20 protein-coding genes are annotated in these 23,738 nt (G+C 73.7%); 15 read left to right on the forward strand and 5 right to left on the reverse strand.

From position 1 onward, the window contains the following. The first annotated feature begins 15 nt into the window (after window positions 1-15). Entirely contained in the window at window positions 16-1,149 is a 1,134-nt protein-coding gene (locus tag BT341_RS23445) for a sensor histidine kinase (protein ID WP_072478326.1), read from the forward strand. Further along, the gene (locus BT341_RS23450; RefSeq protein ID WP_072478327.1) at window positions 1,146-1,790 is read left to right on the forward strand and encodes a response regulator; all 645 of its coding nucleotides are present in this window, start codon (window positions 1,146-1,148) and stop codon (window positions 1,788-1,790) included. Before BT341_RS23445 ends, BT341_RS23450 begins: the two co-directional genes overlap by 4 nt. Here the strand turns inward: BT341_RS23450 and BT341_RS23455 are convergent. Together BT341_RS23455 and BT341_RS23460 are read right to left on the reverse strand one after the other, a co-directional pair. Then, complete coding sequence (locus BT341_RS23455) at window positions 1,762-2,337, reverse strand: PadR family transcriptional regulator (RefSeq protein WP_072478328.1); 576 nt, start codon at window positions 2,335-2,337, stop codon at window positions 1,762-1,764. The two genes, BT341_RS23450 and BT341_RS23455, sit on opposite strands and share 29 nt — an antisense overlap. 6 nt (window positions 2,338-2,343) lie before the next feature. Beyond that, window positions 2,344-2,733 carry a nuclear transport factor 2 family protein gene (locus tag BT341_RS23460; RefSeq protein WP_072478329.1) on the reverse strand — a complete coding sequence of 130 codons (390 nt, stop codon included), beginning with the start codon at window positions 2,731-2,733 and terminating at the stop codon, window positions 2,344-2,346. A 449-nt stretch (window positions 2,734-3,182) separates the two neighbouring features. On the opposite strand from BT341_RS23460, the gene BT341_RS23465 reads away from it, so the two are divergent. Then, complete coding sequence (locus BT341_RS23465; RefSeq protein WP_072478330.1) at window positions 3,183-3,746, forward strand: hypothetical protein; 564 nt, start codon at window positions 3,183-3,185, stop codon at window positions 3,744-3,746. A 10-nt stretch (window positions 3,747-3,756) separates the two neighbouring features. On the opposite strand, the gene fadD8 is transcribed toward BT341_RS23465, so the two are convergent. Together fadD8 and BT341_RS23475 are read right to left on the reverse strand one after the other, a co-directional pair. Continuing rightward, a complete protein-coding gene (gene fadD8 / locus BT341_RS23470; protein WP_072478331.1) occupies window positions 3,757-5,352 on the reverse strand; it encodes a fatty-acid--CoA ligase FadD8 in 1,596 nt (531 codons plus the stop codon). Window positions 5,353-5,454: 102 nt separating this feature from the next. After that, window positions 5,455-6,843 (reverse strand): alpha/beta hydrolase domain-containing protein, encoded by a 1,389-nt coding sequence (locus tag BT341_RS23475; protein ID WP_245805077.1) that lies wholly within the window; start codon window positions 6,841-6,843, stop codon window positions 5,455-5,457. A 234-nt stretch (window positions 6,844-7,077) separates the two neighbouring features. Between BT341_RS23475 and BT341_RS23480 the strand changes: the two genes are divergently transcribed. Beyond that, window positions 7,078-8,397 carry a sigma-70 family RNA polymerase sigma factor gene (locus tag BT341_RS23480; protein ID WP_245805078.1) on the forward strand — a complete coding sequence of 440 codons (1,320 nt, stop codon included), beginning with the start codon at window positions 7,078-7,080 and terminating at the stop codon, window positions 8,395-8,397. Window positions 8,398-8,428: 31 nt separating this feature from the next. Here BT341_RS23480 and BT341_RS23485 read toward each other — a convergent pair whose 3' ends face one another. Next, entirely contained in the window at window positions 8,429-10,732 is a 2,304-nt protein-coding gene (locus BT341_RS23485) for a PQQ-dependent sugar dehydrogenase (RefSeq protein ID WP_245805079.1), read from the reverse strand. A 171-nt stretch (window positions 10,733-10,903) separates the two neighbouring features. Between BT341_RS23485 and BT341_RS23490 the strand changes: the two genes are divergently transcribed. From BT341_RS23490 to BT341_RS23540, 11 genes are all read left to right on the forward strand, one after another. Further along, on the forward strand, window positions 10,904-11,770 hold the full coding sequence (locus BT341_RS23490; RefSeq protein WP_072478334.1) for an NAD(P)H-binding protein: 867 nt from the start codon (window positions 10,904-10,906) through the stop codon (window positions 11,768-11,770). Between the two features lie 172 nt (window positions 11,771-11,942). Further along, on the forward strand, window positions 11,943-12,947 hold the full coding sequence (locus tag BT341_RS23495) for a LacI family DNA-binding transcriptional regulator (protein WP_072478335.1): 1,005 nt from the start codon (window positions 11,943-11,945) through the stop codon (window positions 12,945-12,947). Further along, window positions 12,944-13,888, forward strand: coding sequence for a carbohydrate ABC transporter permease (locus tag BT341_RS23500; protein ID WP_072478336.1), 945 nt, complete (start codon window positions 12,944-12,946; stop codon window positions 13,886-13,888). The genes BT341_RS23495 and BT341_RS23500 overlap by 4 nt, the downstream gene beginning before the upstream one ends. Then, complete coding sequence (locus BT341_RS23505) at window positions 13,888-14,715, forward strand: carbohydrate ABC transporter permease (protein ID WP_072478337.1); 828 nt, start codon at window positions 13,888-13,890, stop codon at window positions 14,713-14,715. The genes BT341_RS23500 and BT341_RS23505 overlap by 1 nt, the downstream gene beginning before the upstream one ends. 32 nt (window positions 14,716-14,747) lie before the next feature. Beyond that, window positions 14,748-16,028, forward strand: coding sequence for an ABC transporter substrate-binding protein (locus BT341_RS23510; protein WP_072478338.1), 1,281 nt, complete (start codon window positions 14,748-14,750; stop codon window positions 16,026-16,028). Between the two features lie 13 nt (window positions 16,029-16,041). Continuing rightward, the gene (locus tag BT341_RS23515; RefSeq protein ID WP_072478339.1) at window positions 16,042-17,196 is read left to right on the forward strand and encodes an ADP-ribosylglycohydrolase family protein; all 1,155 of its coding nucleotides are present in this window, start codon (window positions 16,042-16,044) and stop codon (window positions 17,194-17,196) included. Between the two features lie 418 nt (window positions 17,197-17,614). Then, complete coding sequence (locus BT341_RS23520) at window positions 17,615-18,859, forward strand: ADP-ribosylglycohydrolase family protein (protein ID WP_084742980.1); 1,245 nt, start codon at window positions 17,615-17,617, stop codon at window positions 18,857-18,859. Window positions 18,860-18,968: 109 nt separating this feature from the next. Further along, on the forward strand, window positions 18,969-19,850 hold the full coding sequence (locus tag BT341_RS23525) for a ribokinase (RefSeq protein WP_072478340.1): 882 nt from the start codon (window positions 18,969-18,971) through the stop codon (window positions 19,848-19,850). After that, window positions 19,847-21,721, forward strand: coding sequence for an SUMF1/EgtB/PvdO family nonheme iron enzyme (locus BT341_RS23530; RefSeq protein WP_072478341.1), 1,875 nt, complete (start codon window positions 19,847-19,849; stop codon window positions 21,719-21,721). Before BT341_RS23525 ends, BT341_RS23530 begins: the two co-directional genes overlap by 4 nt. Then, window positions 21,718-22,926: a CaiB/BaiF CoA transferase family protein gene (locus BT341_RS23535; protein ID WP_072478342.1), complete on the forward strand. Its 1,209-nt coding sequence runs from the start codon at window positions 21,718-21,720 to the stop codon at window positions 22,924-22,926. The genes BT341_RS23530 and BT341_RS23535 overlap by 4 nt, the downstream gene beginning before the upstream one ends. After that, window positions 22,923-23,738 carry an HpcH/HpaI aldolase/citrate lyase family protein gene (locus tag BT341_RS23540; RefSeq protein WP_072478343.1) on the forward strand — a complete coding sequence of 272 codons (816 nt, stop codon included), beginning with the start codon at window positions 22,923-22,925 and terminating at the stop codon, window positions 23,736-23,738. The genes BT341_RS23535 and BT341_RS23540 overlap by 4 nt, the downstream gene beginning before the upstream one ends.

Genomic DNA, 23,738 nt, shown 5'->3' on the forward strand with positions numbered 1-23,738 from the left:
CCTAACCTGATCACGATGAAGCGGTGGCTGAGCTGGTGGGACGGCCGCGTCGCCCTGCTGGCGCTCGACGTCGCGGTGGCGGCGGGCACGATCGCGTTCAGCCTGGGCAGCGGCGACCCGCGTGACCCGCACCCGGCGCTCTACGTCCCGGCGGTGATCGGCTCGGCGCTGGCGCTGCTGGCGCGGCGGCGGTGGCCGTTCGTGGTGCTGCTCGTCGCGGTGGCGTGCCTGCCGGCCGGGGTGACGCTGCTGCCGCTGACGGTGGCCGTCTACTCGGTCGCGGCACGCCACGGCGTCAGCCTCCGGACCGGGGCCGCTGTGGTCGTGTGCGCCGTGGCCGGAAACGTCCTGGCGGTGCTGCGCGAGCCGGTGGGGCTGACCACGATCGTGCTCGTCGTCGGCTTCTTCGTGCTCGGCCCGGTGCTGGCCGGGCTGTGGATGCACCAGCGCGCCGCGCTGCTGGCCGTGCTGCGGGAACGCGCGGAGGAGGCCGAGCGCACCCGGACGCTGCTGGCCGACCAGGCCGTCTTCGCCGAACGGCGGCGGATCGCGCGGGAGATGCACGACGTCGTCGCCCACCGCGTCACCGCGGTCGCGTTGCAGGCCGGCGCGCTGTCGCTGCGGGCCCCGGACGAGCGGACCGGGCAGGCGGCCGAGACGATCCGGGCGACCAGCGCCGTCGCGCTGGACGAGCTGCGCGGCATCCTGCGGGTCCTGCGGGACGACGCCCCCGCCGCGGACGCGGGCCCGGGGGTGCTGGCGTCGCTGGAGGACCTCGTCGGCGAGGTCGCGGCGACCGGCGCGCGGGTCGAGCTGACGCTGCCGGACCCGCTGCCCGCGGTGCCGGACCAGGTCGGCCGGGCCGTCTACCGGGTGGTGCAGGAGTCGCTGACCAACGCGGCCAAGCACGCGCCGCACGCGGCGGTCGAGGTCCGGCTGGCCGTCTCCGGCGATCGGCTCGCGGTCGAGGTGACCAACCGGCTGACCCCGCACCGCAGCACGGTCCCGGGATCCGGCTACGGCCTGGTGGGCATGCGCGAACGGGTCGAGCTGGCGGGCGGCGACCTACGCACCGGCCCGACCGGTGACGGCCGGTTCCAGGTGCTGGCGCGGTTTCCGGTGGGCCCGCTGGCGGAGGAGGGACCGTGACGGTCAAGGTCGTGCTGCTGGAGGACGAGGAGCTGGTCCGCAGCGGCATCCGGATGATCCTCGAGTCCGCCGACGACGTCGAGGTGGTCGCGGAGGACACCGACGGTTCGCGCGCGGTCGAGCTGACCGACCGGCACCGGCCCGACGTCGTGCTGACCGACGTGCAGATGCCGAAGGTCGACGGCCTCGAGGTGGTCAAGCGGCTGGCGGCGCACCCGGCGGCCCCGGCGGTGGTCGTGCTGACGACCTTCGACGTCGACGAGTACGTGTACACGGCGCTGCGGCACGGCGCAGCCGGGTTTCTGCTGAAGGACACGCCACCGCGCGAGCTGGTCACGGCGGTGCGGGTGGCGGCCCGCGGCGAGGCGATGCTGTCGCCGAAGATCACCAAGCGGCTGCTCGCGGACTTCGCTTCCGCGGGCGGCAGTGCCCGGGCCCGCGCGCGGCTGGCGGAGCTGACGCCGCGTGAGCACGACGTGGCCGTCCACATCGGACGCGGGCTGGGCAACGCCGAAATCGCCCGGCGGCTGGCGGTGAGCGAGTCGACCGTGAAGGTCCACATCGGACACATCATGGCCAAGCTGGCGGTGGCGAACCGCACTCAGGTGGCCATCATCGTCCACGAGGCGGGGCTGGGCTAGCCCGGCGGTCGAGGATCTTCAGCGACCGCTCGCACCAGCGCAGGTTCTCCCGCTCGAACGCCAGCCCGCGCATCAGCGTCAGGTACGGCCCGACCCGCTCGGCCTCGGCCAGGTAGTCGTCTTCGAAGCGGCCGTCCAGCAGGCCCGCCCGGAGCCGTTCGTAGCGGGCGATCTTGGCCTCGGCGCGGGCCATCCGGTCTTCGAGGGCGCGGCGGACCGCGGCGTCGTCGCCGGCGTCGACGGCCTGGACCTGGATCAGCAGCTCGTCGCGGATCACGCCCGGCCGCGGCGGGGCCGCGGTGAACTCGCGCAACGCCCGGCGGCCCGCCTCGGTCAGCGAGAACAGCCGCTTGTCCGGCCGCTTCTCCTGGCGGACCAGCCGGGCGCGCACCAGGCCGTTCGCCGCCATCCGGTCCAGCTCGCGGTAGAGCTGCTGGGGCGTCGCCGGCCAGAAGTTCGCCACCGACGCGTCGAACCCCTTCGCCAGGTCGTAGCCCGACGCTTCGCCTTCGAGCAGTGCCGCCATCAGCGCGTGACGCAATGCCATAGTGAACTAGTTGAGTGCTTCGCGCTGGATCTGGTCGAACTGCGCCGCCATCGCCGCCGACAGTGCCTGCGCGGCCGAGAGCGGCCGGACCATCACCGTGAACTCGTCGATCAGGCCGTCGTCGTCGAAGTGCAGGAAGTCGCAGCCCTCGACCCGCGTGTCGCCGATCCGGGCCTCGAAGACGAGCGCGTGGTCACGCCCTTCGCCGCCGCTCAGCTCGCGTACGTACCGGAAGTCCTCGAAAACCCGCAGGACGCCGCGCAGGATCGCGGCGGTGATGGCTTTGCCGGGGTAGGGCTTGAACGCCACCGGGCTGCGGAAGACGACGTTCTCCGCCAATGCCGCGGCCATGGCGTCGGGATCACGGGCCTCGACGGCCTTCCGGAAGCTGGTCATGCCGTACCTCACCTATTCAACTAGTTGTCTATCTGGCCTCAGCGTAGGGCGTGCGGGCCAGCCTGGCCAGCCCGATGAAAGGCCTGGCGATCCTCCCGTCTGCTTCGGCTTCGCCCGCTACGGCTTGTTCCTGCCGCGGTTCCAGGCCGAGTTCGGTGGGTTCGGCCGGTGCGCTGGGCGCTGTCACCAGCGCGGTTACCTGGGCGGGCCGGCCGCGCGCGGCGTGGTCGTCGGGGCGGTTCGGCGCCCGGCGGCCGCTCGCGGCGTGCGGGTCGTTCGCCGGGCGGTCTGGACGGCGTTCGCGGCCGTGACGGCGTGGAACCCGCGGGTGCTGCCCGCGGCACCCCGGGCGGCCACGCCGGGACCGGCGAAGCTGTTCTCGCGGCCCGGCGCGGGACGGCTGCTCGTGGCGTGCGGGTCGTTCGCCGGGCTGGCCCGGCGCCGGCCGGGTGAGCGCGTCGCTGCTGTGGACGCTCATCGGTGTCGCGGGAACCGCCGGGCTGGCCACGGGCGCGGTCGTCCGGCGGGTGGGACTGCGCCGCGCGTACTTCGGCGCCGAGCCGGTGACGGCCGCGGCGAGCGGGCTGTTCGCGGTGCCGGACGGCGGATGCGCCGTGGTCACCGGCGTGCTCTACGGCGCGGGGTTCATGATCGGCGGTGCGCTGCTGCCCCTGTGGAGCGCGGCCCTGTTCAGCCTGGTGACCGTGTTCACCACCGCCGGCGCGCGATCGGCCCGGCTTCGTCGCGGACCTCGCGGGCCTGGCGGTGGCGTTCGCGCTGGTGCTGGCGCTGGCGAGCACCGTGGTGTACCCGGGAATGGAGTGACGATGGACTTCGTCGGCGGCCTGGTGTGCCTAGGCTTCGCCAACACGGCCGGGCCGCGCCGGTCGCGGCCGGACCAGCCGTCCGTCGACCACCTCGCCGGGCCGGTGGACCTGGTCGCCTCGTGCGAGCGGACGGGCAGCATCGGCGCCAACCGCGCCCGGCAGCTGGGAAAGAAGCACCGGCCCTGACCGCGCACCGCTAAGCGTTCGCCTCGCGGGGCTGGTAGCGGGCGCGCAACGCCTTCTTGTCCGGCTTGCCCAGCCCCGTCATCGGCAGCGCGTCGGCCACGACCACCTGCTTCGGCACGTGCACCGGCCCCTTGCGCTCCCGCACCGCCGCCTGGATCTCGCTCGTCAGCCGCTCGATGGCCGCCTCGTCGCGGCCGGCGTCGTCGCGCAGCACCACCACCGCCGTCACCGCCTCGCCCCACTTCTCGTCCGGGGTGCCGATCACGCCCACTTGCGCCACCGCCGGGTGCTCGGCCACGACGTCCTCGACCTCGCGCGGGAACACGTTGAACCCGCCGGTGACGATCATGTCCTTCACGCGGTCGACGATGAACCAGAAGCCGTCCTCGTCCTCGCGGGCGACGTCGCCGGTGTGCAGCCAGCCGTCGCGGAACGTCTCCGCCGTGACCCCCGGGAGGTTCCAGTACCCGGCGGCCAGCAGCGGGCCCGCCACGCAGATCTCGCCCGGCTCGCCCGGCGGCACCGGGTTGCCGTCCTGGTCCAGCAGCGCCGTGCGCAGGAACGCCGACGGCCGCCCGCAGGAGGCGAGCCGCGCGTCGTCGTGGTCGCCTTTCGCCAGGTAGCTGATCGCCATCGGGGCCTCGGACTGGCCGTAGTACTGGGCGAAGATCGGCCCGAACCGGTCGATCGCCTCGCGCAGCCGCACCGGGTTGATCGACGCCGCGCCGTAGTACACCGTCTGCAGCGACGAGAGGTCACGCGTCCGCGAGTCGGGGTGGTCCAGCAGCGCGTACAGCATCGTCGGCACCAGCATGGTCGCCGTGATCCGCTGCTCCTCGATGATCCGCAGGACCTCGCCGGGGTCGAACTTCGGCACGACGACCAGGGAACCGCCCTTCAGCAGCGTCGGCGCGAAGAACGCCGCGCCGGCGTGGGACAGCGGCGTGCAGATGAGGAACTTCGGCGCCGCCGGCCACTCCCACTCGGCCAGCTGGATCTGGGTCATCGTCGCCATCGCCTGCGCCGTGCCCATCACGCCCTTGGGCTTGCCGGTCGTCCCGCCGGTGTAGGTGATCGAGACGACCTGGTCCGGCGGCAGGTCGGCCGGCGCCAGCGGGCGCGGCTCGAAGGCCGCGGCCGCCGCGGTCAGGTCCCGGCCGACGTGGGCCAGTGGCTCGGGCACCGGCCCGATCGTGAGCACCTGCGTGAGGCCGGGCACCTTGCCGAGCAGGCCGAGCGCGCGGTCGACGAAGGCGGGCACCGGGTCGATGATCAACGTCGTGATGCCGGCGTCGGCGAGGATGTAGGCGTGGTCGTCGAGCGAGCCGAGCGGGTGCAGCGCCGTCCGCCGGGACCCCTGCAGCTGGCCGGCGGCGATGATCAGCAGGACCTCGGGCCGGTTCAGCGACAGCAGCGCCACCGCCGCGCCCGTCCCGGCCCCGAGCTGTTCGAAGGCCTGGGCGTACTGGCTGACCTGCTCGGCGGTCCGGCCGCCGGTCATCGTGGTCTCGCCCAGCACCAGCACCGGCGCGTCCCGGTGGCGCTTCAGGGCGGAGACGACCAGATGCCCGAGGTGGTTCGGATACCGCATCGCCTGCTCGTCCATCCCGGTCCCTTCCACGGCGCGCGACTAGAACACGTTACTGTTCTGCACACTGTACCGCCCGGACGCAAGGGTTGTGCCGCTCGACAGCAACTGGAACGAGTTTCAGGGAATCGGCGCCGCCTGTGCGCGGGCGACCGCCTCGGCGTAGTCGGCGGGCAGGAGGTACCCGGCCTGCCGGGCCCGGTCGGCCGCCGCTGTGAACTTCGCGACGTAGGTGGCGTGGTCCGGGTACAGCCGCTGGATCCGCGCCGCGCTCAGCGGGGTCGTCGTGCCCAGCAGCAGGCAGGCTCCCGGCACGTTGCCGCCGCTGTTGTTGGGCCCGTACGCCGCCAGCGGCGCGTCCAGGTCCGGCAGCCGGACGCCGCCCAGCGCGTTCTGGTCGGCGTCGCGCACGACGATGGCGCCCAGGAGCAAGGAGATCGGGGGAGCCGGCGGCGGGGCCGCGCCGCCGCGGGCCCAGCGGTCCAGGTGCGCGAAGGCCGCGTTCTCCGCGTACCGGAACGTCATGCTGTTCACCGGCTTGTCGCACGTCGTCGGCGCGCCGTCGTTGATCGACTTGTCGCGCGCGTTGGCCGCGTTGTAGAGGTTCAGGCCGTACTGGTCCGCGTGGGCGGTGCCGGCCACCTCCCACGTCCGCACGCGGGCGGTGTCCTGCCGGACCGAGGCCGACGCGACCACGTCCGTCTCCGACTGCAGGACGAACACCGGAATGCCGAGATCGGTGCGGATGTACGCGGACAGCGGCCCGAGGACTCCTTCGCCGATCGGCGCCGCGGACGCCGCCCGGCCGTGGATCATCAGGCCGTCGTAGCCGCCGCGCACCGGCTGGACGGCGTTCGCGTAGGTGGTCAGCCGCAGCGCGGACTGCGAGTGCCCGGTGCCGAGCACGACCGACGGCGTGCGGCCGCCCAGCAGCTCGGGATGCGTCCGGACCGCCTGCGCGGCCTGCGAAAACACGTCGTAGGACAGCGCGTCGGACCCCAGGTTCACGGCGCCGTACCGGGCGGGGTCGAGGGTCTTCAGCTTGTCGGCCCCGGCCTTCTGCGTCGTCACCCCGACGTAGGCGTAGCCGGCCCGCAGGAACTGCTCGTACGACTGGGAGAAGTCGACCGGGATGTCGACGCCGAAGCTGACGTTGAGCCATTCGACGACGACCGTGCCGGTGAACCGCGCGGGGTCGCTCGGCCGGACCACGACCAGCCGTGTGGTGTACGGGTTGCCGGTGGTGGCGACGTGCGTGGCCCAGCGGCCGTCGGCGGTCCACAGGCCGTCCTGGGCGTAGGTGTCGGCTTCACCCGAAAGCAGGTACTCCTGCTCGACGTAGCCATGGGCGGCGAGGTCGAGGAGGCCCTGCGCGCCGCTGACCGGCCAGCCGCGGCCGGCGTTCGCGGGCACGGCCGTCACCGTGGGCGCCGGGGCGGCTCCGGCCGCGGCGGGGCTCACCAGGGCCGGGAGGAGCAAGGTCAGCAGCAGGCACACGAATCGGCGCACGAGGGACAACCTCCTGGTCGGCTGGACCGTCCACATCGGACAGAGACGGGACCGCCGCGGGACGGCCACCGCCCTTCGTCTCTACCGGCACGGGGCCGCGCCGGCAACGACGTGCCCGCGCGCCGGGACGAACCCGGGCCGAAGTGCTCAGCCACCTGACAAGACGCGGGTACGGGATACTCAGTGCGGAAGAAAGCGGGCTTTCCGCGCCGGAACCTTGCGCGGAGCCCGGCGGTGGACGAATATCGCGGGACGTTCTGCACGTGCAAGCGCACGGGCGAGGGGGTGTGGGTGACCGAGGTGGCGCCGGCGGTGGCCGGGACGACGGACGTCCCGAGCGACGCGGTCTTGATCCGGGCGGTGCGCGGCGGGGACATCGCGGCGTACGGCGAGCTCTACGACCGGCACCTGCTCGCCGCCCGCCGGGTGGCGGCGGCGATCGCGTCGGACGAGGCGGAGCGGGACGACCTCATCGCCGAAGGGTTCACCCGGGTCCTGCGGATCCTGCGCTCGGGGGAGGGCCCGACCGAGGAGTTCCGGCCGTACCTGCTCGCGACCATCCGGAACACGATGATCAGCTGGCGGCGGCGCGACTCGGCGCTGTCGCTGGTCGCCGAGGTGCCCGACGTCCTGCCGGGCGAGGGCAGCGACGAGCCGGTCGGCAGCCGGATGCACGCCACCGTCGCCGCGGACGCGTTCGCGAGCCTGCCCGAGCGGTGGCGGACGGTGCTGTGGCGGACCGAGATCGAAGGCGAGTCGCCCGCCCGGATCGCCGCGGACCTGGGGATGACGCCGAACGGCGTCGCCGCGCTGGCCTACCGTGCCCGGGAAGGGCTGCGCCAGGCCTATCTCGACCAGCACGTCCCGGCGGCCCGGCGGCGCACCTGCCGGATCGTGTCCGGCCAGCTCGCCCGGTGGGTGCGTGACGGCGTCGGTGACCACAAGGCCCACCGGATCACCACGCACCTGGACCGCTGCGCGGACTGCCGGAAGCTGGCCACCGGCCTGCGCGAGCTCAACGAGGAACTGCCCGCCGCCGTCGCCCCGCTCATCCTGGGCGTCCCGGTCGTGACGCACTGGCTGTCCGCGACCGGCTCCGTCGCCTCGTCCGGCGCCGCCACCGGCGCCGGGGCCTCCGCCCTGTCGTGGGCGACGGCGGTGAAGGTGGCCGCCGCCGGTGCCGCGCTGGTCACGACGGTGACCATCGGCGCCGGCACGTCCGCCGGGCCGCCACCGCCGATCCGGGAGGGGGAGGGCGCGACGCAGCCGGTCGAGACGTGGGTGCCGCCGCGGAGCCCGGCGCCGTCGTCGTCCGGGCCGGTCACCCCGAGTGCCGCCTCGGGTTCGCCGGCGACCTCGGTGCCGTCCGCGGAGACGACCGGCGAGCAGCCGCCGGGCCGGTCCGCCGGGCCGGGCGTCCCGGCGACGCCGGAAAAGCCCGACGTCGCGGCCGACCCGCCCAAGGGCAAGCCGTCGGAGCAGGCGGGCAAGCGCCAGAACGAGGACAAGACGCACCCGCCCAAGCCGACGAACACGGACAAGCCCGAAGGCTGACCCGGCCCCCGGCGCGGGCCGGGCCTCCCGGTCAGCAGGGCTGGAGCAGCCAGCAGAGCCGGTACTTCGCCTGGTAGGTCGCCGAAGCCGCCGGGGCGACGATGTTCTGCGTCCGCGGCCCGCCGTGCGCCCAGCTCGAGAAGGCGTACTTGAGGTTCAGCGGCGGCAGGTTCTGCGGGCTGTCCGCGCTGATCGAGTTGACCGACCCGGCGATCACCGTCCGGGAGAACGGCGTGCGCTGCTGCGTCCCGCCGACGGTGAGCAGCGCCTGGTCCGGGCTAGACGTGAAGCTCAGCGTCACCGTCTTCGGCTGCAGGTCGATCGTCTTGGACCCGGTCCGGCCGGTCGAGTCCGTCGCTGTCAGCGTGAGCTGCAGGTACGACGGGTACTCGTGGTCGGGCGCGGTGAACGTGCCCGCCGCGACGCCCGGGAAGTCCTGGACGTTGTGCGTGTGGCAGGTCCCGTTGGCCGCGCAGTGCCGGATCGCGAGCCGCCACGACAGTGCCGAGGGCGGCAGCTCGCCGTCCTGGGCGTCGACCGCGCGGCCGGAGAACGCCACGGTCTGGCCCACCGACCAGGTCAGCGACGCGGCGGGGGAGTCGATCACCGGCACCGGGTCGAGGCCGGCCGGGGTCCCGGCGGTCACCCGGACCGTCGTCGTCGCCGTCGCGCCGTGGGAGTCGGTCACGCGCAGCCCGGCGTCGACCACCGCGGCAGCGGTGTAGGTCCAGGTGGGCCGCGGGTCCGCCGAGTCGTCGTAGGCGCCGTCGGCGTCGAGGTCCCACGCGTAGGACAGCACGTCCCCGGCGTCGGGGTCGGTGGAACCGGTGCCGTCGAACCGGACGGTCAGCGGCGCCGGCCCGCTGGACGGCATCGCCGTGGCCGAAGCGACCGGTGGCCGGTTCGTGCCGCCCTGATGGCTCACGCGACGCAGCTCGCCGCTGCCCAGCGCGACGTAGAAGAGGTCGCCGCCGGGCCCGGTGAGCAGCTGCACCGGCACGTTGGCGCCGGTCACGAACGGCACCAGGCGGCTCGGGCTCGGCTGGCCGCCGATCTGCTGCATCGCCCAGATGCAGCCGCGTGACGAGTCCGCGAAGAACAGCGCGCCGGCGTACTCGGCGGGGTAGTTGCTGCCCGATTCGAACGCGATCCCGCTGATCGAGGAGCCGCCGGTGGGACACGGGTCACCCGCCACGACCTTGGCGGCGTGGTTGTAGGCGTAGAACGGCGCGGTCTGCCCGCCGGCGGCGTAGAGCGACTCGCACCGGTCGAGGTTCGCCCCGTCGTAACCGGCCTGCCGGGCGTTGCCCTCGAAACAGGGCCAGCCGAAGTTCTCCGCCACGGCGTCCCCGGCGTCGGCCACGCGGTTGATCTCCTCCCAGGTGTTCCAGCCGACGTCGCCCGCCCACAGCTCGCCGGTCCCGGGCCGGAACCCGAACCGGAACTGGTTGCGCGCGCCGTAGGCGATCACGCGCCGGGCGTTGGCGTCGGCGCTGCCCGCGAAGGGATTGCCGGGCAGGCCCTCGCCGGTGTCGGGGTCGAGGCGCAGCAGCGTGCCGTTGAGCAGCACGGGCTGCCCGGCCGGGCGGCGCGGCGACTGCGAGCGCAGCGCACCCCCTTCGGCCGACGGCGGCGCCAGGTTCGTGCCGGCGGGCGCGGGCGGGTCGGCGCAGGGGTTGCCGACCTGGCCGTAGTCGGCGAAGTTGAAGCTCGCGCCGTCGCCGCCACCCGCGTACAGGGCGCCGTCCGGGCCGAAGGCCAGCGCGCCGACCGAGTGACTCGGGAACTGCTGGCACCAGCCGGTGACCAGCGGTTTCTCGCTCACGGCCGTCCCGGCGGCCCCCATGGTGAGCTGCGAGATCCGGCCGGTCACCACGCAGCCCCGGTCGGTGGCGCCCGGCGGGGACGGGCAGGTGTCACCCCACTGTGGCGAGGTTCCGCCCGGCAGCGCGTCGAGGGTGTAGGAGACGTAGACGTACGGCCGGGCGGGGAACGCGGGATCGACGGCCAGGCCCAGCAGGCCGCGGTCCCAGAAGTCCTGGGTCGGCGCCCGCAGGTCGGCGAACACCGACGGCACCGGGTCGGCGAGCGAGTCGAACACCTTGACCAGGCCGCTCTTTTCGGCGACGAACACCCGGCCGTCGGGCGCGAACGCCGCGGCGGTCGGGGAGGTCAGGCCGCCGATCGCGACGGTGTCGGTGAACCCGGCGGGCACGGCGGCGGCGGGCGCCGCGGCGGCGACGGCCGCAGCGAGGGCGCCGGCGAGCGGCACCACCACCGCGGCCGCCAGTGCTCGGCGCGATCTTCGCGGGACGGCGAAACGGCGAGAACCCATCACGAACTCCTGGTGCAGCGGGGACCGGACCGTCCCGTATGGCGTGAGAAGTCCGAGTTCTGTTACGCCGACGACCCCGGATGCACACCAAAAGCCCAACGGTTCCGGTGGAAACAAATGTATGATAACGTTGGAACTATCAGTGGTAACAGGCGATGGAGAAGGTCGTTCATGATCGTCATCACCGGCGGAACGGGGAAACTCGGTTCCGCGATCGTCGAGCAGCTCCTGCGTCGCGTACCGGCCGGGCAGATCGGCGTCAGCGTGCGGGACCCCGAACGGGCCGGTGTCCTCGCCGGCCGGGGGGTGCGCGTCCGGCGCGGCGACTTCGCCGACCCCGGCTCGCTGGCCGAGGCGTTCGCGGGTGCGTCGCAGGTCCTCGTCGTCTCGACCGACTCGACCGGCGAAACGGCCGTCGCGCACCACCTGGCGGCGTTCGAAGCCGCGCGCGCCGCGGGTGCCGGGCGCGTGTTGTACACCAGTCATCAGGGCGTGGCGGAGGACTCCGTCTTCGCGCCGATGCCCGACCACGCCGCCGCCGAGCGGCACCTGGCTTCGGCGGGGACGCCGTTCACGGCGCTGCGCAACGGTTTCTACGCGAGCACGGTCCCGCTGCTGCTCGGGCGGGCGCTGGAAACCGGCGAGCTGGTCGCGCCCGCCGACGGTCCGGTGTCCTGGACCGCGCACGCCGACCTCGCCGAAGCCGCGGCGATCATCCTCGCCGGCGAAGGCGGGTTCGACGGTCCGACACCGCCGCTGACCGCGCCGGCCGCCCTCGACCTCGGCGACGTCGCGGGCATCCTGACCGAGCTCACCGGCCGGACCGTCCGCCGCGTCGTCGCCGGCGACGACGAGTGGGTGTCGGCCCTGGCCGGACAGGGCGTCCCCGCGGCGCAGGCCGGGATGCTGCTCGGCATGTTCCGCGCGGCCCGCCGTGGCGAGTTCGCCACGACCGCCCCGGACCTGGAAACACTGCTCGGCCGCCCGGCGACGCCGCTGCGCGCGGTCCTGCGCGATCACCTCGAACAGGCGGTGTGATCAGGACGCGGAAGCCCGGGGAGCACCGCCGGTGACGTCCCCGGTGCTTTCCGTGCCGTGTTGACAGGTCCGCGCAGCGGGTGCGAGTATCAGGATTAATCCCATTGGAAACGTTTCCAACGCAAGGTTGCGTAGCTGGAAACGTTTCCAAACACGCACACCGAGGAAGACGATGACGTCAACACGCGCCACGCTGCTCCAGGTCGCGGAGCGCGCCGGGGTGTCCCTGGCCTCGACTTCGCGCGCGCTGCACGGCACCGGCGCCAGCCCGGCGATGGTCGAGCGGGTCCGCGCCGCGGCCGCCGAGCTCGGCTACAGCGCGGACGCCATCGGGCGGTCGCTGCGGCTGAAGAAGACTTTCCAGGTCGCCTTCGCCGTCGCCGACATCGGCAACCCCGTCTACGTCGAGATGATGCGCGCCATCCACGAAGTCCTGGCGCCGCACGGCTACCGGGTCGTCGTGATGACCACCGGCGACACCGCGACGTCGACCACCGAGCTGGTCCGCAGCCTCAACAGCGGGTTCGTCGACGGCATGATCGTCAGCCCGCTGCGCACCGACGACCGGCTGATCCGCGAGATCCAGCAGGCGCCGGTGCCGGTCGTGGTGATCGGGCGGGCTCTCGACGACCGCGGCATCAGCTCCGTGTCCACCGACTCCGCGGGCGGCATCGGCGCGGCCGTCCGGCACCTGCACGCGATCGGCCGCCGCCGGATCGGCTTCCTCAACGGCCCGCTCGACACGACGCCCGGTGCCTCGCGCCAGCGCGGTTTCGACGCCGCCACCGAGACCATCGCCTTCGACCGCGCCGACCAGGAGATCGCGGACGACTTCACGGTGAGCGCCGGTCTCGGCGCGGCCCGCCGGCTGCTCGCCCGCGGCGCGCTCGACGCGCTCGTCGCGGCGAACGACCTGCTCGCCATCGGCGCCATCCGCGCCGTGCGGGAGCGGGGCCTGTCGGTGCCGGAGGACGTCGCCGTGACCGGCATGGACGACACCGAGCTCGGCCGGGTCTTCCAGCCCAGCCTGACCAGCGTGTCCCTCGGCTCGACCGAACGCGGCCGCGCTGCCGCCCGGATCATGCTCGGCCTCGCCGACGACCCGGACCACGAGGCACAGCAGATCACCGTCGGCCCGGAGCTGGTGGTGCGCGAGTCGACCGGAGGTGCGGCGTGACCGCGACCCTGACGCGCCCGGCACCGCCGTCCGCCCGGCGCCGCCCGGCGCTCGCCCGCACCCGGCGGCGCGAGGCGATCGCGCTGGTGCTGCCGTCGCTGATCCCGATCCTCGTGCTCAGCGTCGCGCCGCTGGTCGTCGGGATCTTCCTGGCCTTCACCGACGCGCGCCTGGTCCGCCACCCCGACTACGGCTTCGCCGGCGTGGACAATTTCGCCGAGCTGGCCGGGAACTCGCTGTTCTGGGACTCGCTGCGGATCGGCATGATCTGGACCGTCGGCGTCACGCTGCTGCAGCTGGCCGCCGCGATGGGACTGGCCCTGCTGCTGAACTCGGGCCTGCGGCTGCAGGGCCTGACGCGGGTCCTCGCGCTGGTCCCGTGGGCGATGCCGCCGGTCGTCGTCGCGATCATGTGGCAGATGATCTACTCGGCCAACGGCGGCCCGCTCAACGCCTTCCTCGGCAGCGTCGGGCTGCCCGGCGACGTCAACTGGCTCGGCGACTTCTCGACCGCGCTGCCCGCGGTGATCGTCGTCGGGGTCTGGGTCGGCATGCCGCAGACGACCGTGACGCTGCTGGCCGGCCTGCAGCAGATCCCGGCCGAGCTGCACGAAGCCGCCGCGGTCGACGGCGCGGGCGCCTGGCGGCGGTTCACCGCGGTGACGTGGCCGAGCCTGCGCCCGATCGTCACGTCGATCACGTCGCTGAACTTCATCTGGAACTTCAACTCGTTCTCGCTGGTCTACGTGCTCACCGCGGGCGGGCCGGGCGGCAAGACGATGGTGCCGGTGCTGTTCATCTACCTGGAGGCGTTCAAGAACCGCGAGATCGGCTACGCCGCCGCGATGGGTCTCGTGCTCGTCGTCGTGGTGGTGCTCATCCTCGCCGTCTACCTGCGGTCGCAGTTCCGCGACGACCGCGCCACCGGAAAGGGGCGCTGATGCGGGTCCTGGTGCGCCCGGCCCAGTACGCGGCCCTCGCGCTGTACATCCTGTTCCTCGGCTTTCCCTTGCTGTGGCTCGTTTCCGCCTCGGTGAAGTCGTCCGGCGAGCTGAACTCGCTGACGGTCAGCCTCCTGCCGGGCGAGTGGCACTGGGACAACTACGCCGAGGCGCTCGAGCGGCAGGGGCTCGTCCGGTCCGCCGCCAACAGCCTGGTCGTCGCGCTGGCGTCCACCGCGCTCTCGGTCGTCATCGCCGTGCCCGCGGCCTACGTGCTCGCACGGCTGAAAGGCAAGGTACGGGCCGCCGGCGTCGGCTGGATCCTCGTCAGCCAGGTGTTCCCGGTGGTGCTGATCATCCTGCCGCTGTTCCTCGTCCTGCGGACGCTGGGCCTGGCCGACAACCTCGCCGGCCTGACCCTCGTGCACACGACCTACATGCTGCCGTTCGCTCTCTGGATGCTGCAGGGGTACGTCGCCGCGATCCCGGTGGAGCTGGAGGAAGCGGGCGCGATGGACGGCGCGAGCCGGCTGACCGTGCTGCGCACGATCGTCTTCCCGCTGCTCGCCCCGGGTGTGGTCGCGACGGCGATGTTCAGCTTCGTCTCGTCGTGGAACGAGTTCTTCTTCGCGCTGGTGCTGCTGCAGTCGCCGGAGAACTACACCCTGCCGATCACGCTCAACATGTTCGTCGGCGGCGAGGGCAAGGTCGCCCTCGGTCCGCTCGCCGCGGGCGCCGTGCTCGCCGCCATCCCCAGCATCGTCTTCTTCGGCATCCTGCGCCGGAAGCTCACCAGCGGCCTGATGGCCGGGGCGGTGAAGGGATGAACTCCACCGAGAATCACTCGAAAGGTCGGTCGATGAAGACACGACGCATGATTGCCGCCACCGCGCTGACGGTCGCCGGCCTGCTGCTCACCGCGTGCGGGGGCGGCGGCAGCGGGGACGGCGGAAGCGGGCCGGTCACCCTCACCTTCCAGTCGCTGTCCGATCAGCCCGCGGCGGTCGCCGCGACGCAGAAGATCGTCGGCGACTGGAACAAGGCCCACCCGCAGGTGCAGGTCAAGATCGTCCAGGCGGGCTGGGACGGCGTCTACGACAAGCTGATCACCCAGTTCAACGCGGGCAGCGCGCCGGACATCGTGCACTACGAGGCGGCCGGCGTCGTCCCGTTCGCCACCGACGGCTACCTCGCGGACCTGACGCAGTACCTGCCGGAGCCGAAGCGCGCGGACATCCCGAAGGGCGTCCTGGACTCGGTCACCGTCGACGGCAAGCTGATCGCCGTGCCGACCGAGCTGCAGTCCTACGTGGTCTTCGCGAACAAGACCCTGCTGCAGCAGGCGGGCGTCCCGATCCCGGCGACGCCCACGATGAGCTGGGACCAGCTGCGCGAGATCGCCAAGGCGACCACCAAGGACGGCAAGTTCGGCCTCGGCTGGGGCCTGTCCAGCCCGACGGCGGCGTTCGTCGCGCTGGCCCCCGGGTTCGGCGGCAAGTACTTCGAGGGCACCGGCAAGGACGCGAAGCTGACCGTCGGCCAGGGCGAGCAGGCGCTGCCGCAGCTGGTGGACGCGATGGCGCACCAGGACCACTCGATCCTGCCGGTCACGCTGACGCAGTCGGGGACCAAGGCGCTCGCGCCGTTCTACGCCGGCCAGGTGGCCATGACGGTCCAGGGTTCCTACCAGGCGGCCAACATCGCGAAGGACGCGCCGAAGGGCTTCGACTGGGTCGTGCTCCCGCCGCTGGCCGGCTCGGCCGGGCCCGCGCAGGCCGCCAACCCGCAGACGCTGTCGGTGAACAAGGACTCGGCGCACGTCAAGGAGGCCGCGGAGTTCGTCGACTTCTTCACGAGCACGGAGAACCTGGCCGCGATCAACGAGGCGGACGCGCTGATCCCGCCGACGACGTCCGCGCGGCAGGCGCTCACCACCAAGCTCGGCGGCAAGAACGGCTGGAACGAGATCCTCGCGTCGGGCCAGTACCTGACGTCGGCGCCCTACCTGTTCGCCGGCAAGTACGCGCAGTGGAAGGACACCGTCGCGACTCCGGCGTACCAGCAGTTCCTCGCCCAGAAGATCGACGCCGCCGGGCTCGCGAAGCAGCTCGAAGACGGCTGGAAGAACGTCAGCAAGTGACAGGAGCGGATTGGTGACCTGGCTGGAAGACCGGGCCGTCGCGGTGATCACCGGTGCGGCCGTCGGGGACGCACTCGGCGGCGCCACCGAAGGGTGGACACCCGAGCAGATCGAACAGCGGCACGGTGGCCGGGTGACCGGTGTCGTCGGGCCGTGGTACCCGGACTGGCGGACCGCCCGCCCGATCGCGCCGTACCACAAGGGCGACGGGCACGTCACCGACGACACGCTCATGACGCGGGCGCTCGTCGAGGTGTACGCGAAGCGCCGCGCGCACCTCGACGCGTACGCGATGGCCGAGGACCTGGTGCCGCTGATGATCGGCGAACCGCGCTGGGTGCCGGAGCTGGAGTCGACCGCGCTGCTGCTGCAGCGGGTCTTCCTGGCGGAGAAGTGGATCGTCGCGAGACTCCACTACGGACACGTCGACCCGCGCGAAGCGGGCGTGGGCAACGTGGTCAACTGCGGCGCGGCGATGTACGTCGCCCCGGTGGGCGTCGTGAACGCGGGTGACCCCCGCGGCGCGTACGCCGAGGCGATCGACCTGACCGGCGCGCACCAGTCCAGCTATGGCCGGGAGGCGGCGGGGGTGCTGGCCGCGATGGTGGCGGCCGCCGTCGCACCCGGCGCGTCGCTGGACGACGTCGTCACGGCCGCTCTGGACGTGGCCCACGACGGGACCGCGGCGGCGCTGCGCGCGGTCGTCGAGACCTTCGGCGGCCGGACCACCGCCCCGGCGACCGACGACGAAGAACGTGCGCTCGCCGCGCTGGTCCGGGAGACGGTGGCGCCGTTCGACTCGGTGGGGCCGCACTACCGGGAGATGTCCTTGGATGCCCGGCGGCCTTCCCGGACGAAGTCCATCGAAGAGCTGCCCGCGGCGCTGGCGTTCGTGCTCGCGCACCGGGGCGACTTCCGCGGCGCGGTGCTGGCCGCGGTGAACTACGGCCGGGACGCCGACTCGATCGCGGTGATGGCGGGCGCGCTGTGCGCCGGCCTGGGCGGCACCGCCGTCGTGCCGAAGGACTGGGTCGACACGATCGGCGAGGCCAGCCGCATGGACCTGCGCGAGACGGGGGAGCTGCTGGCCTCGGCGGCCGCCGACATCCTCCGGGCCGACCGGGACCGCGCCCGCGCCCGCGCCGCCTTCCTCGAGGAGACGGCGTGAGGCTGACCTGGGCCCAGCCGGAGGACCTGCTGCCGCACGAGCTGGTGCAGTCGGCCGCGGAGGGCAAGGACATCACGGCGGTCCGCCAGCGGTGGATCGCCGCGGGCGGCAACCCGGTCCCGCCGGTGAGCGGCGCAGGCCCGGCCGCGCCCGAGCTGCGGCCGCTGGCGCGGGCGCTGCTGGATGAACTGGAGGCGCTTGCCGCGCCCGCCGAGCCGGGTTGGGCCGGGACCGCAGCGCCTGCCGAGCCGGGGCGGCCCGGGACCGTGGCGCCCGCCGATCCTGAGTGGGCCAAGGCCCCGGCGCGCGCCGAGCCGCGGCCGCCCGGGACCGCTGCGTCCGCGAAGCCGGGGTCGGCAGAGACCGCGGCGGCCGCCGGGCCGAGGCGGGCCGGGACCGTGGCGGCCGCCGATCCTGAGTGGGCCAAGTCCGCGGTGCCCCCGAGCCGGGTTCGGCCTGGACCGCGGCGTCGGCCGATCCTGAGTGGGCCAAGATCCCGGCGCGCGCCGAGCCGCGGCCGCCCGGGACCGCTGCGTCCGCGAAGCCGGGGTCGGCGGAGACCGTGGCGGTCGCCCAGCCGGGGTGGGCGGAGATCGCCGCGTTGCTGCCGCCCGCGCCGTCGCTGCCGCGTGGGTCGCGGGGGCGCGAGCTGGCCGCCTGGACCGGGCGGGCCGCCGGGTGCCTGCTCGGCAAGCCCGTGGAAAAGATCCCGCGGGAGGGCATCGAGGAGATCCTCCGCGCGACCGGCCGCTGGCCGCTGGCCGGGTGGTTCACCGCGGCCGGGCTGCCCGCCGACGTGGCCGCGCGGTGGCCGTGGAACCGGCGCTCGGCGCCGACGTCGCTGGCCGAGAACATCGACGGGATGCCCGAGGACGACGACCTCAACTACCCGATACTGGCCCTTTCCCTGCTGGAGCGGCACGGCCGTGGGTTCACCACCGAGGACGTCGCCCAGCTGTGGCTGGACAATCTGCCGGCCGGGCGGGTGTTCACGGCCGAGCGCGCGGCGTACCGGAACCTCCTGGACGCGCGCCCGGACACCGCGACCCACCACAACCCGTTCCGCGAGTGGATCGGCGCGCTGATCCGCGCGGACGTGTTCGGCTGGGTGTCCCCGGGCGACGTGCGTTCGGCGGCCCGGCTGGCCTGGACGGACGCCCGCCTCAGCCACACGCGCAACGGGGTGTACGGCGCGATGTGGGCGGCGGGTCTCGCGTCGGCGGCGATGGTGTGCGACACGGTGGAGGAGGTGCTGGACGCGGCGTCGGCAGTGGTGCCGGCCGGGTCCGCGCTGGCCGCGGCGATCGGCTTCGGCCGTGACGCGGCTCGTTCGGGTGACGTCCGCGACGGCCTCGACCGCCTGCACGAGGCCTACGGCGGCCTGCACTGGGTGCACGTGCTGAACAACGCGGCGGTGATCGCGTACGCGCTCGCGAAGGGCGGCGGCGAGTTCGGGCCGAGCGTGTCGATCGCGGTGACGGCGGGCTGGGACACGGATTCGGCGGCCGCGACGGTCGGGGGAGTGGTGGGCGCGGTGAGCGGCGTGGACGAGTACTGGAGCAAGCCGCTGGACGACCGGATAGCGACCTCGCTCCCGGGCGGCGAGCGCCGGATCACGGACCTGGCGGCCCGCACGGCGGCGCTGGCGGAGGGAGCGGCATGACCGCGCGGACGCTGGTCGGGGATGCCGGTGCGGCGGTCTGCCGGGCGGCGCAGGGCCGGGAGAGCGGCGCCGTGACCTGCGGCGCTGAGGTTCGAGCGGAGGGAGCGGCATGACCGGGCGGGTCGTGGTCGTCGGGTCGGCGAATGTCGACCTCGCCGTCGATGTTCCGCGGCCGCCGCGAGGTGGGGAGACCGTTCTCGGGGGGCGGTTGCGGCGCAGTCCCGGAGGCAAGGGGGCCAACCAGGCCGTCGCCGCCGCCTGGGCCGGGGGTGCCGACACCACCTTCGTCGGCGCTCTCGGCGAAGACGAAGGTGCCGATCTCGTCCTCGTCTCGCTCGGGGGCGCCGGGGTCCGGACCGACCTCGTCGAACGGGCCGACGCGCCCACCGGGACCGCCTTCGTCACCGTCGCCCCGGACGGGGAGAACGCCATCGTCGTCGCCCCCGGCGCGAACGAGCACGTCCGCATCGGTGCCGCCCAGGCCGCACGGATCGCCGACGCCGACGTCGTCCTGGCCCAGCTCGAAATCCCCGTCGACGTCGTGGCGGCCGCCGCCGCGGCGCGCCGGCCCGGGGCGCTCATGATCCTCAACGCCGCGCCGGCCCGGGACCTGCCGGACTCGCTGTGGGAGGTGCTCGACGTGCTCGTGGTCAACGAGTACGAAGCCGCCGACCTCGCCGGCGAACCCGAGAAGCTGCTCAAGCGGGTGCCCGCCGTCGTCGTCACCCTCGGCCGCGACGGCTGCGTGGTGCTCCGCCGGGACAGCGAACCCGTGCGCGTGCCCGGGAGCAGCGTCGACGTCGTGGACACCACCGGCGCCGGCGACACCTTCTGCGGCGTCCTCGCCGCGGCACTCGCCCAGGGGCGGACGTTGCCCGAGGCGGCCCGCCACGCGGGCGTGGCCGCCGCGCTCGCCGTCACGCGGCCGGGCGCCCAGGCCGCCGTCCCCGCTGCCGACGAGGTCGCCGCGTCCGGAGGAAAGGCACCATGACCTACCAGTTCGACCCGCTCGTCCCGCGGCCCATCGACCGGCCTGCCGAGGTGCGCGGCCCACTGTCCACATTGGACGACGCGAAGATCTTCGCCGCTCCCGCCGACCCGGCCGACCGGCCCGCGTGGCGCGAGACCCTCGAAGCCTGGCGCGAGGACGCCCGGCGCCGTCACGGCTACACGGGGGCCGCCTACGCCCGTCCCGGCGCGGCGTGGGCGGCGACCTGCTTCACCGTCGCCCAGGTCTGGCTGTGGGACGAGCTGCTCTACTCCTTCGACGAGCACCGGTTCACGCCCGACCGCTTCCTCGCCGACGCCCGAGACCGCTTCGGTGGTCTCGACGCCGTCGTGCTGTGGCACGCCTACCCGGTGATCGGGCTCGACGACCGCAACCAGTGGGACTTCTACCGCGACGTCCCCGGGCTCGCGGAACTCGTCGAAGCCCTGCACGACCACGGCTTGCACGTCTTCGTCGACTACAACCCCTGGGACGTCGGTACCCGCCGCGGCGCAGCCGACCTCACCGAGCTGGCCGCGCTCGTCGCCGACCTGAAGGCGGACGGCGTCTTCCTCGACACGCTCAAGAAAGCCGAGCCGGACTTCGTGGAACGCCTCGAAGCGGCCCGGCCCGGGATCGTCCTCGAAGGCGAGTCCAAGCTGCCGGTCGAGCGGATCGAGGACCACGCGGCGTCGTGGGCCCAGTTCTTCGCCGACTCGCCCGTGCCGGGCGTCCTGCGCGCGCACTTCTACGAGCGGCGGCACATGCAGCACCACGTCCGCCGCTGGCACCGCGACCACAGCGAAGAGCTGCAGTCGGCGTGGCTCAACGGCGTCGGCGTCATGGTGTGGGAGGTCGTCTTCGGCGTGTGGGTCGGCTGGTCGCGCCGCGACGCCGCGACCGTCCGCCGCATGGTCACGCTCCAGCGCGCCGCCGCGGACCTGCTCCTGCACGGCGAGTGGACGCCGCTGGCCGAGCTCCCGCCGGAGGCGGAAGCGGCGGGCGTCTACGCGTCGAGCTGGCGGCGCGACGGCGTGACCCTGTGGACCCTCGTCAACCGCAGCGACACCGACTACCACGGCCCGCTGCCCGGAGCGGACCTTCTCGGCGGCGTCCCGGCCCGCGGCATCGGCGCCTCCGCCGAAGGCTGGCGGCCGGATCTGCCCGAGCTGCCGCACGATCCCGACGCGCGGTTCCCGCACCGGCTCGCGCGCCGCGTCAGTCCACAAAGGACCACCGGAACGCCTTCGCAGGACACGGTCGTCGTCCCGGCCGGACCGTACGTGCTGACCGTCCGGTACCGCGCCCGCGAGACCGGCATGTACCAGGGAGCGCCCTATGTGGACGAATGGAAGCCGCTGCCGCCGCGGTTGCACGACGCCCGCACGCTGCAGCGCGAAGGCGAGCTGGCCACGGCCGTCGCGGTCGCGGCCACCGAGGTGACGAACGCGGAGTTCGCCGAGTTCGTCGCCGCCACCGGCTACCGGCCCGCGAACCCGCACCGCTTCCTCGCGCACCCGGGTGCCCCGGATGAGCCGGTGACCTACGTCGACCTCGACGACGCGCGGGCGTACTGCGGGTGGCGCGGTGGCCGGCTGCCCACCGAGGACGAGTGGCAGCTCGCCGGGGAGACCGGCGCGCTGCGGCGCGGCACGCCCGCGGTGTGGAACTGGACCGAAAGCGAGCACACCGACGGCCGGACCCGGTTCGTGATGCTCAAGGGCGGCAGCGACTACCGCGCGGAGGGCTCCGAGTGGTACGTCGAAGGCGGCCGGAAGGAACCCGACTACACCGTGAAGCTCCTCCTGCCGGGCCTCGGCCTCGCGCGCAGCGCGACGGTCGGCTTCCGCTGCGCCTGGGAGGTGACGGCGTGAGCGTCTCCCGCGATCCTTCCGCCGGCGCCCTCGCCGGCCTGCGTGTCGTCGACGCGTCCACGCTCTTCGCCGGCCCGATGGCCGCGATGCACCTGGGCGACATGGGCGCCGACGTCGTCAAGGTCGAGCACCCGCGCAAACCCGATCCCTCGCGCACCCACGGCGCCGCGAAGGACGGCGTCAACCTGTGGTGGAAGACCCTCGGCCGGAACAAGCGCACGATCACCGCCGACCTCGGCAGCGAAGGCGGCCGCGAGGTCTTCCTCGCGCTCGCCGCGACGGCGGACGTCGTCATCGAGAACTTCCGCCCCGGCACCCTCGAACGCTGGCGGCTCGGCTACGACGAGCTGGCGAGCTGGAACCCGAAGCTGGTGCTCGCCCGCGTCACCGGGTTCGGGCAGCTCGGCCCGTACCGGACCCGGCCCGGCTTCGGCACGCTCGCCGAGGCGATGAGCGGGTTCGCCGCGAGCACGGGTGAACCGGACGGGCCGCCGACGCTGCCGCCGTTCGGGCTGGCCGACGGCGTCGCGTCGCTGGCCACGGCCTACGCGATCATGGTCGCGCTCACCGCGCGCGAGCGGACCGGCCGCGGGCAGGTCGTCGACACCGCGATCATCGAGCCGATGCTGGCCATGCTCGGCCCGCAGATCACCCGCTGGGACCAGCTGCGCACCGTCCAGCCGCGCACCGGCAACCGGTCGGCCAACAACGCGCCGCGCAACACCTACCGCACCAGCGACGGCCAGTGGGTCGCGGTGTCCACGTCGGCCCAGTCGGTGGCCGAACGCGTGATCCGGCTGGTCGGGCGGCCCGACCTGGTGGACGAGCCGTGGTTCGCCAGTGGCGCCGAGCGGGCGCGGCACGCCGACGAACTCGACGAAGCCGTCGGCAAGTGGATCGGGCAGCGCACGCGCGAGGAGGTCGTCGCCGCGTTCGAGGCGGCGCAGGCGGCGGTCGCGCCGATCTACGACGCGGCCGACATCGTCGCGGACCCGCAGTTCCGGGCGCTCGGCACGATCCACGAGATCGACGACGCCGACTTCGGGCCGATGCTCATGCAGGGCCCGCTGTTCCGGCTGTCGGACCACGACGGCGTCATCGGCTTCACCGGCCGCCCGCACGGCGCGGACACCGACGCGGTGCTCGACGAGCTGGGCTTTTCGCCCGAAAGAGTGGCCGAACTGCGCCGGCGGGGTGCGGTGTGACCCCGCCGCTGACGTTCCTCTACACCCCGGCCGACCGCCCGGACCGGGTGCGGAAGGCGTTCGCGTCGGCGGCCGACGTCGTGCTCGTCGACCTCGAGGACGCCGTCGCCCCGGCACGCAAGGCCGAAGCCCGCGAGAACGTCCGGCGGCTGCTCGCCGCGGTGTCCCGGCCGGTGCAGGTGCGGGTCAACCACCCGAGCACCCCGTGGCACGCCGCCGACCTCACGGCGGTCGCGGACCTGCCACCCGCGGTCGGGGTGCGGCTGCCGAAGGTCGAGGCGCCGGAGGAGATCGCGGCCGTCGAGCGGGCGCTGCCGGGCCGCGCGCTGCACCCGCTGATCGAGTCGGCGCTCGGGGTGGAACGGGCGCTGGCGATCGCCACGGCGTCGCCGATGATCGCGTCGATCGGGCTCGGCGAGGCCGACCTGCGCTCGGACCTGGGTGTCGCCGACGACGCCGGGCTGACGTGGGCGCGCAGCCGCGTGATCGTCGCGGCGCGGGCGGCCCGGCTCGCGCCGCCCGCGATGTCGGCCTACGCGAACGTCCGCGACCTCGAGGGGCTCGCGGCGTCGTGCCGGGCCGGCCGCGCGCTGGGCTTCCGCGGCCGCACGGCGATCCACCCGAGCCAGCTGGAAACCATCAGGACGGCGTTCCTGCCGACACCGCAGGAGGTGTCCCGGGCGCGCGAGGTGATCGCGCGCGTCGCGGACGCGACCGCGGCGGGGGTGGGCGCGATCGCCTTGCCGGACGGCACATTTCTCGACGTCGCCATGGTCGAGCAGGCGCGGACGGTGCTCGCGCTCGCCGACTAG

The sequence above is a fragment of the Amycolatopsis australiensis genome, from assembly GCF_900119165.1.
GTDB lineage: Bacteria > Actinomycetota > Actinomycetes > Mycobacteriales > Pseudonocardiaceae > Amycolatopsis > Amycolatopsis australiensis.

Coding starts and splice junctions, on each gene's coding strand:
- BT341_RS23510 (WP_072478338.1), top strand. CDS start 14,748: ATGAAGACACGACGCATGATTGCCGCCACCGCGCTGACGGTCGCCGGC.
- BT341_RS23490 (WP_072478334.1), top strand. CDS start 10,904: ATGATCGTCATCACCGGCGGAACGGGGAAACTCGGTTCCGCGATCGTC.
- BT341_RS23505 (WP_072478337.1), top strand. CDS start 13,888: ATGCGGGTCCTGGTGCGCCCGGCCCAGTACGCGGCCCTCGCGCTGTAC.
- BT341_RS23460 (WP_072478329.1), bottom strand. CDS start 2,733: ATGACCAGCTTCCGGAAGGCCGTCGAGGCCCGTGATCCCGACGCCATG.
- fadD8 (WP_072478331.1), bottom strand. CDS start 5,352: ATGGACGAGCAGGCGATGCGGTATCCGAACCACCTCGGGCATCTGGTC.
- BT341_RS23485 (WP_245805079.1), bottom strand. CDS start 10,732: ATGGGTTCTCGCCGTTTCGCCGTCCCGCGAAGATCGCGCCGAGCACTG.
- BT341_RS23530 (WP_072478341.1), top strand. CDS start 19,847: ATGACCTACCAGTTCGACCCGCTCGTCCCGCGGCCCATCGACCGGCCT.
- BT341_RS23455 (WP_072478328.1), bottom strand. CDS start 2,337: ATGGCATTGCGTCACGCGCTGATGGCGGCACTGCTCGAAGGCGAAGCG.
- BT341_RS23445 (WP_072478326.1), top strand. CDS start 16: ATGAAGCGGTGGCTGAGCTGGTGGGACGGCCGCGTCGCCCTGCTGGCG.
- BT341_RS23525 (WP_072478340.1), top strand. CDS start 18,969: ATGACCGGGCGGGTCGTGGTCGTCGGGTCGGCGAATGTCGACCTCGCC.
- BT341_RS23495 (WP_072478335.1), top strand. CDS start 11,943: ATGACGTCAACACGCGCCACGCTGCTCCAGGTCGCGGAGCGCGCCGGG.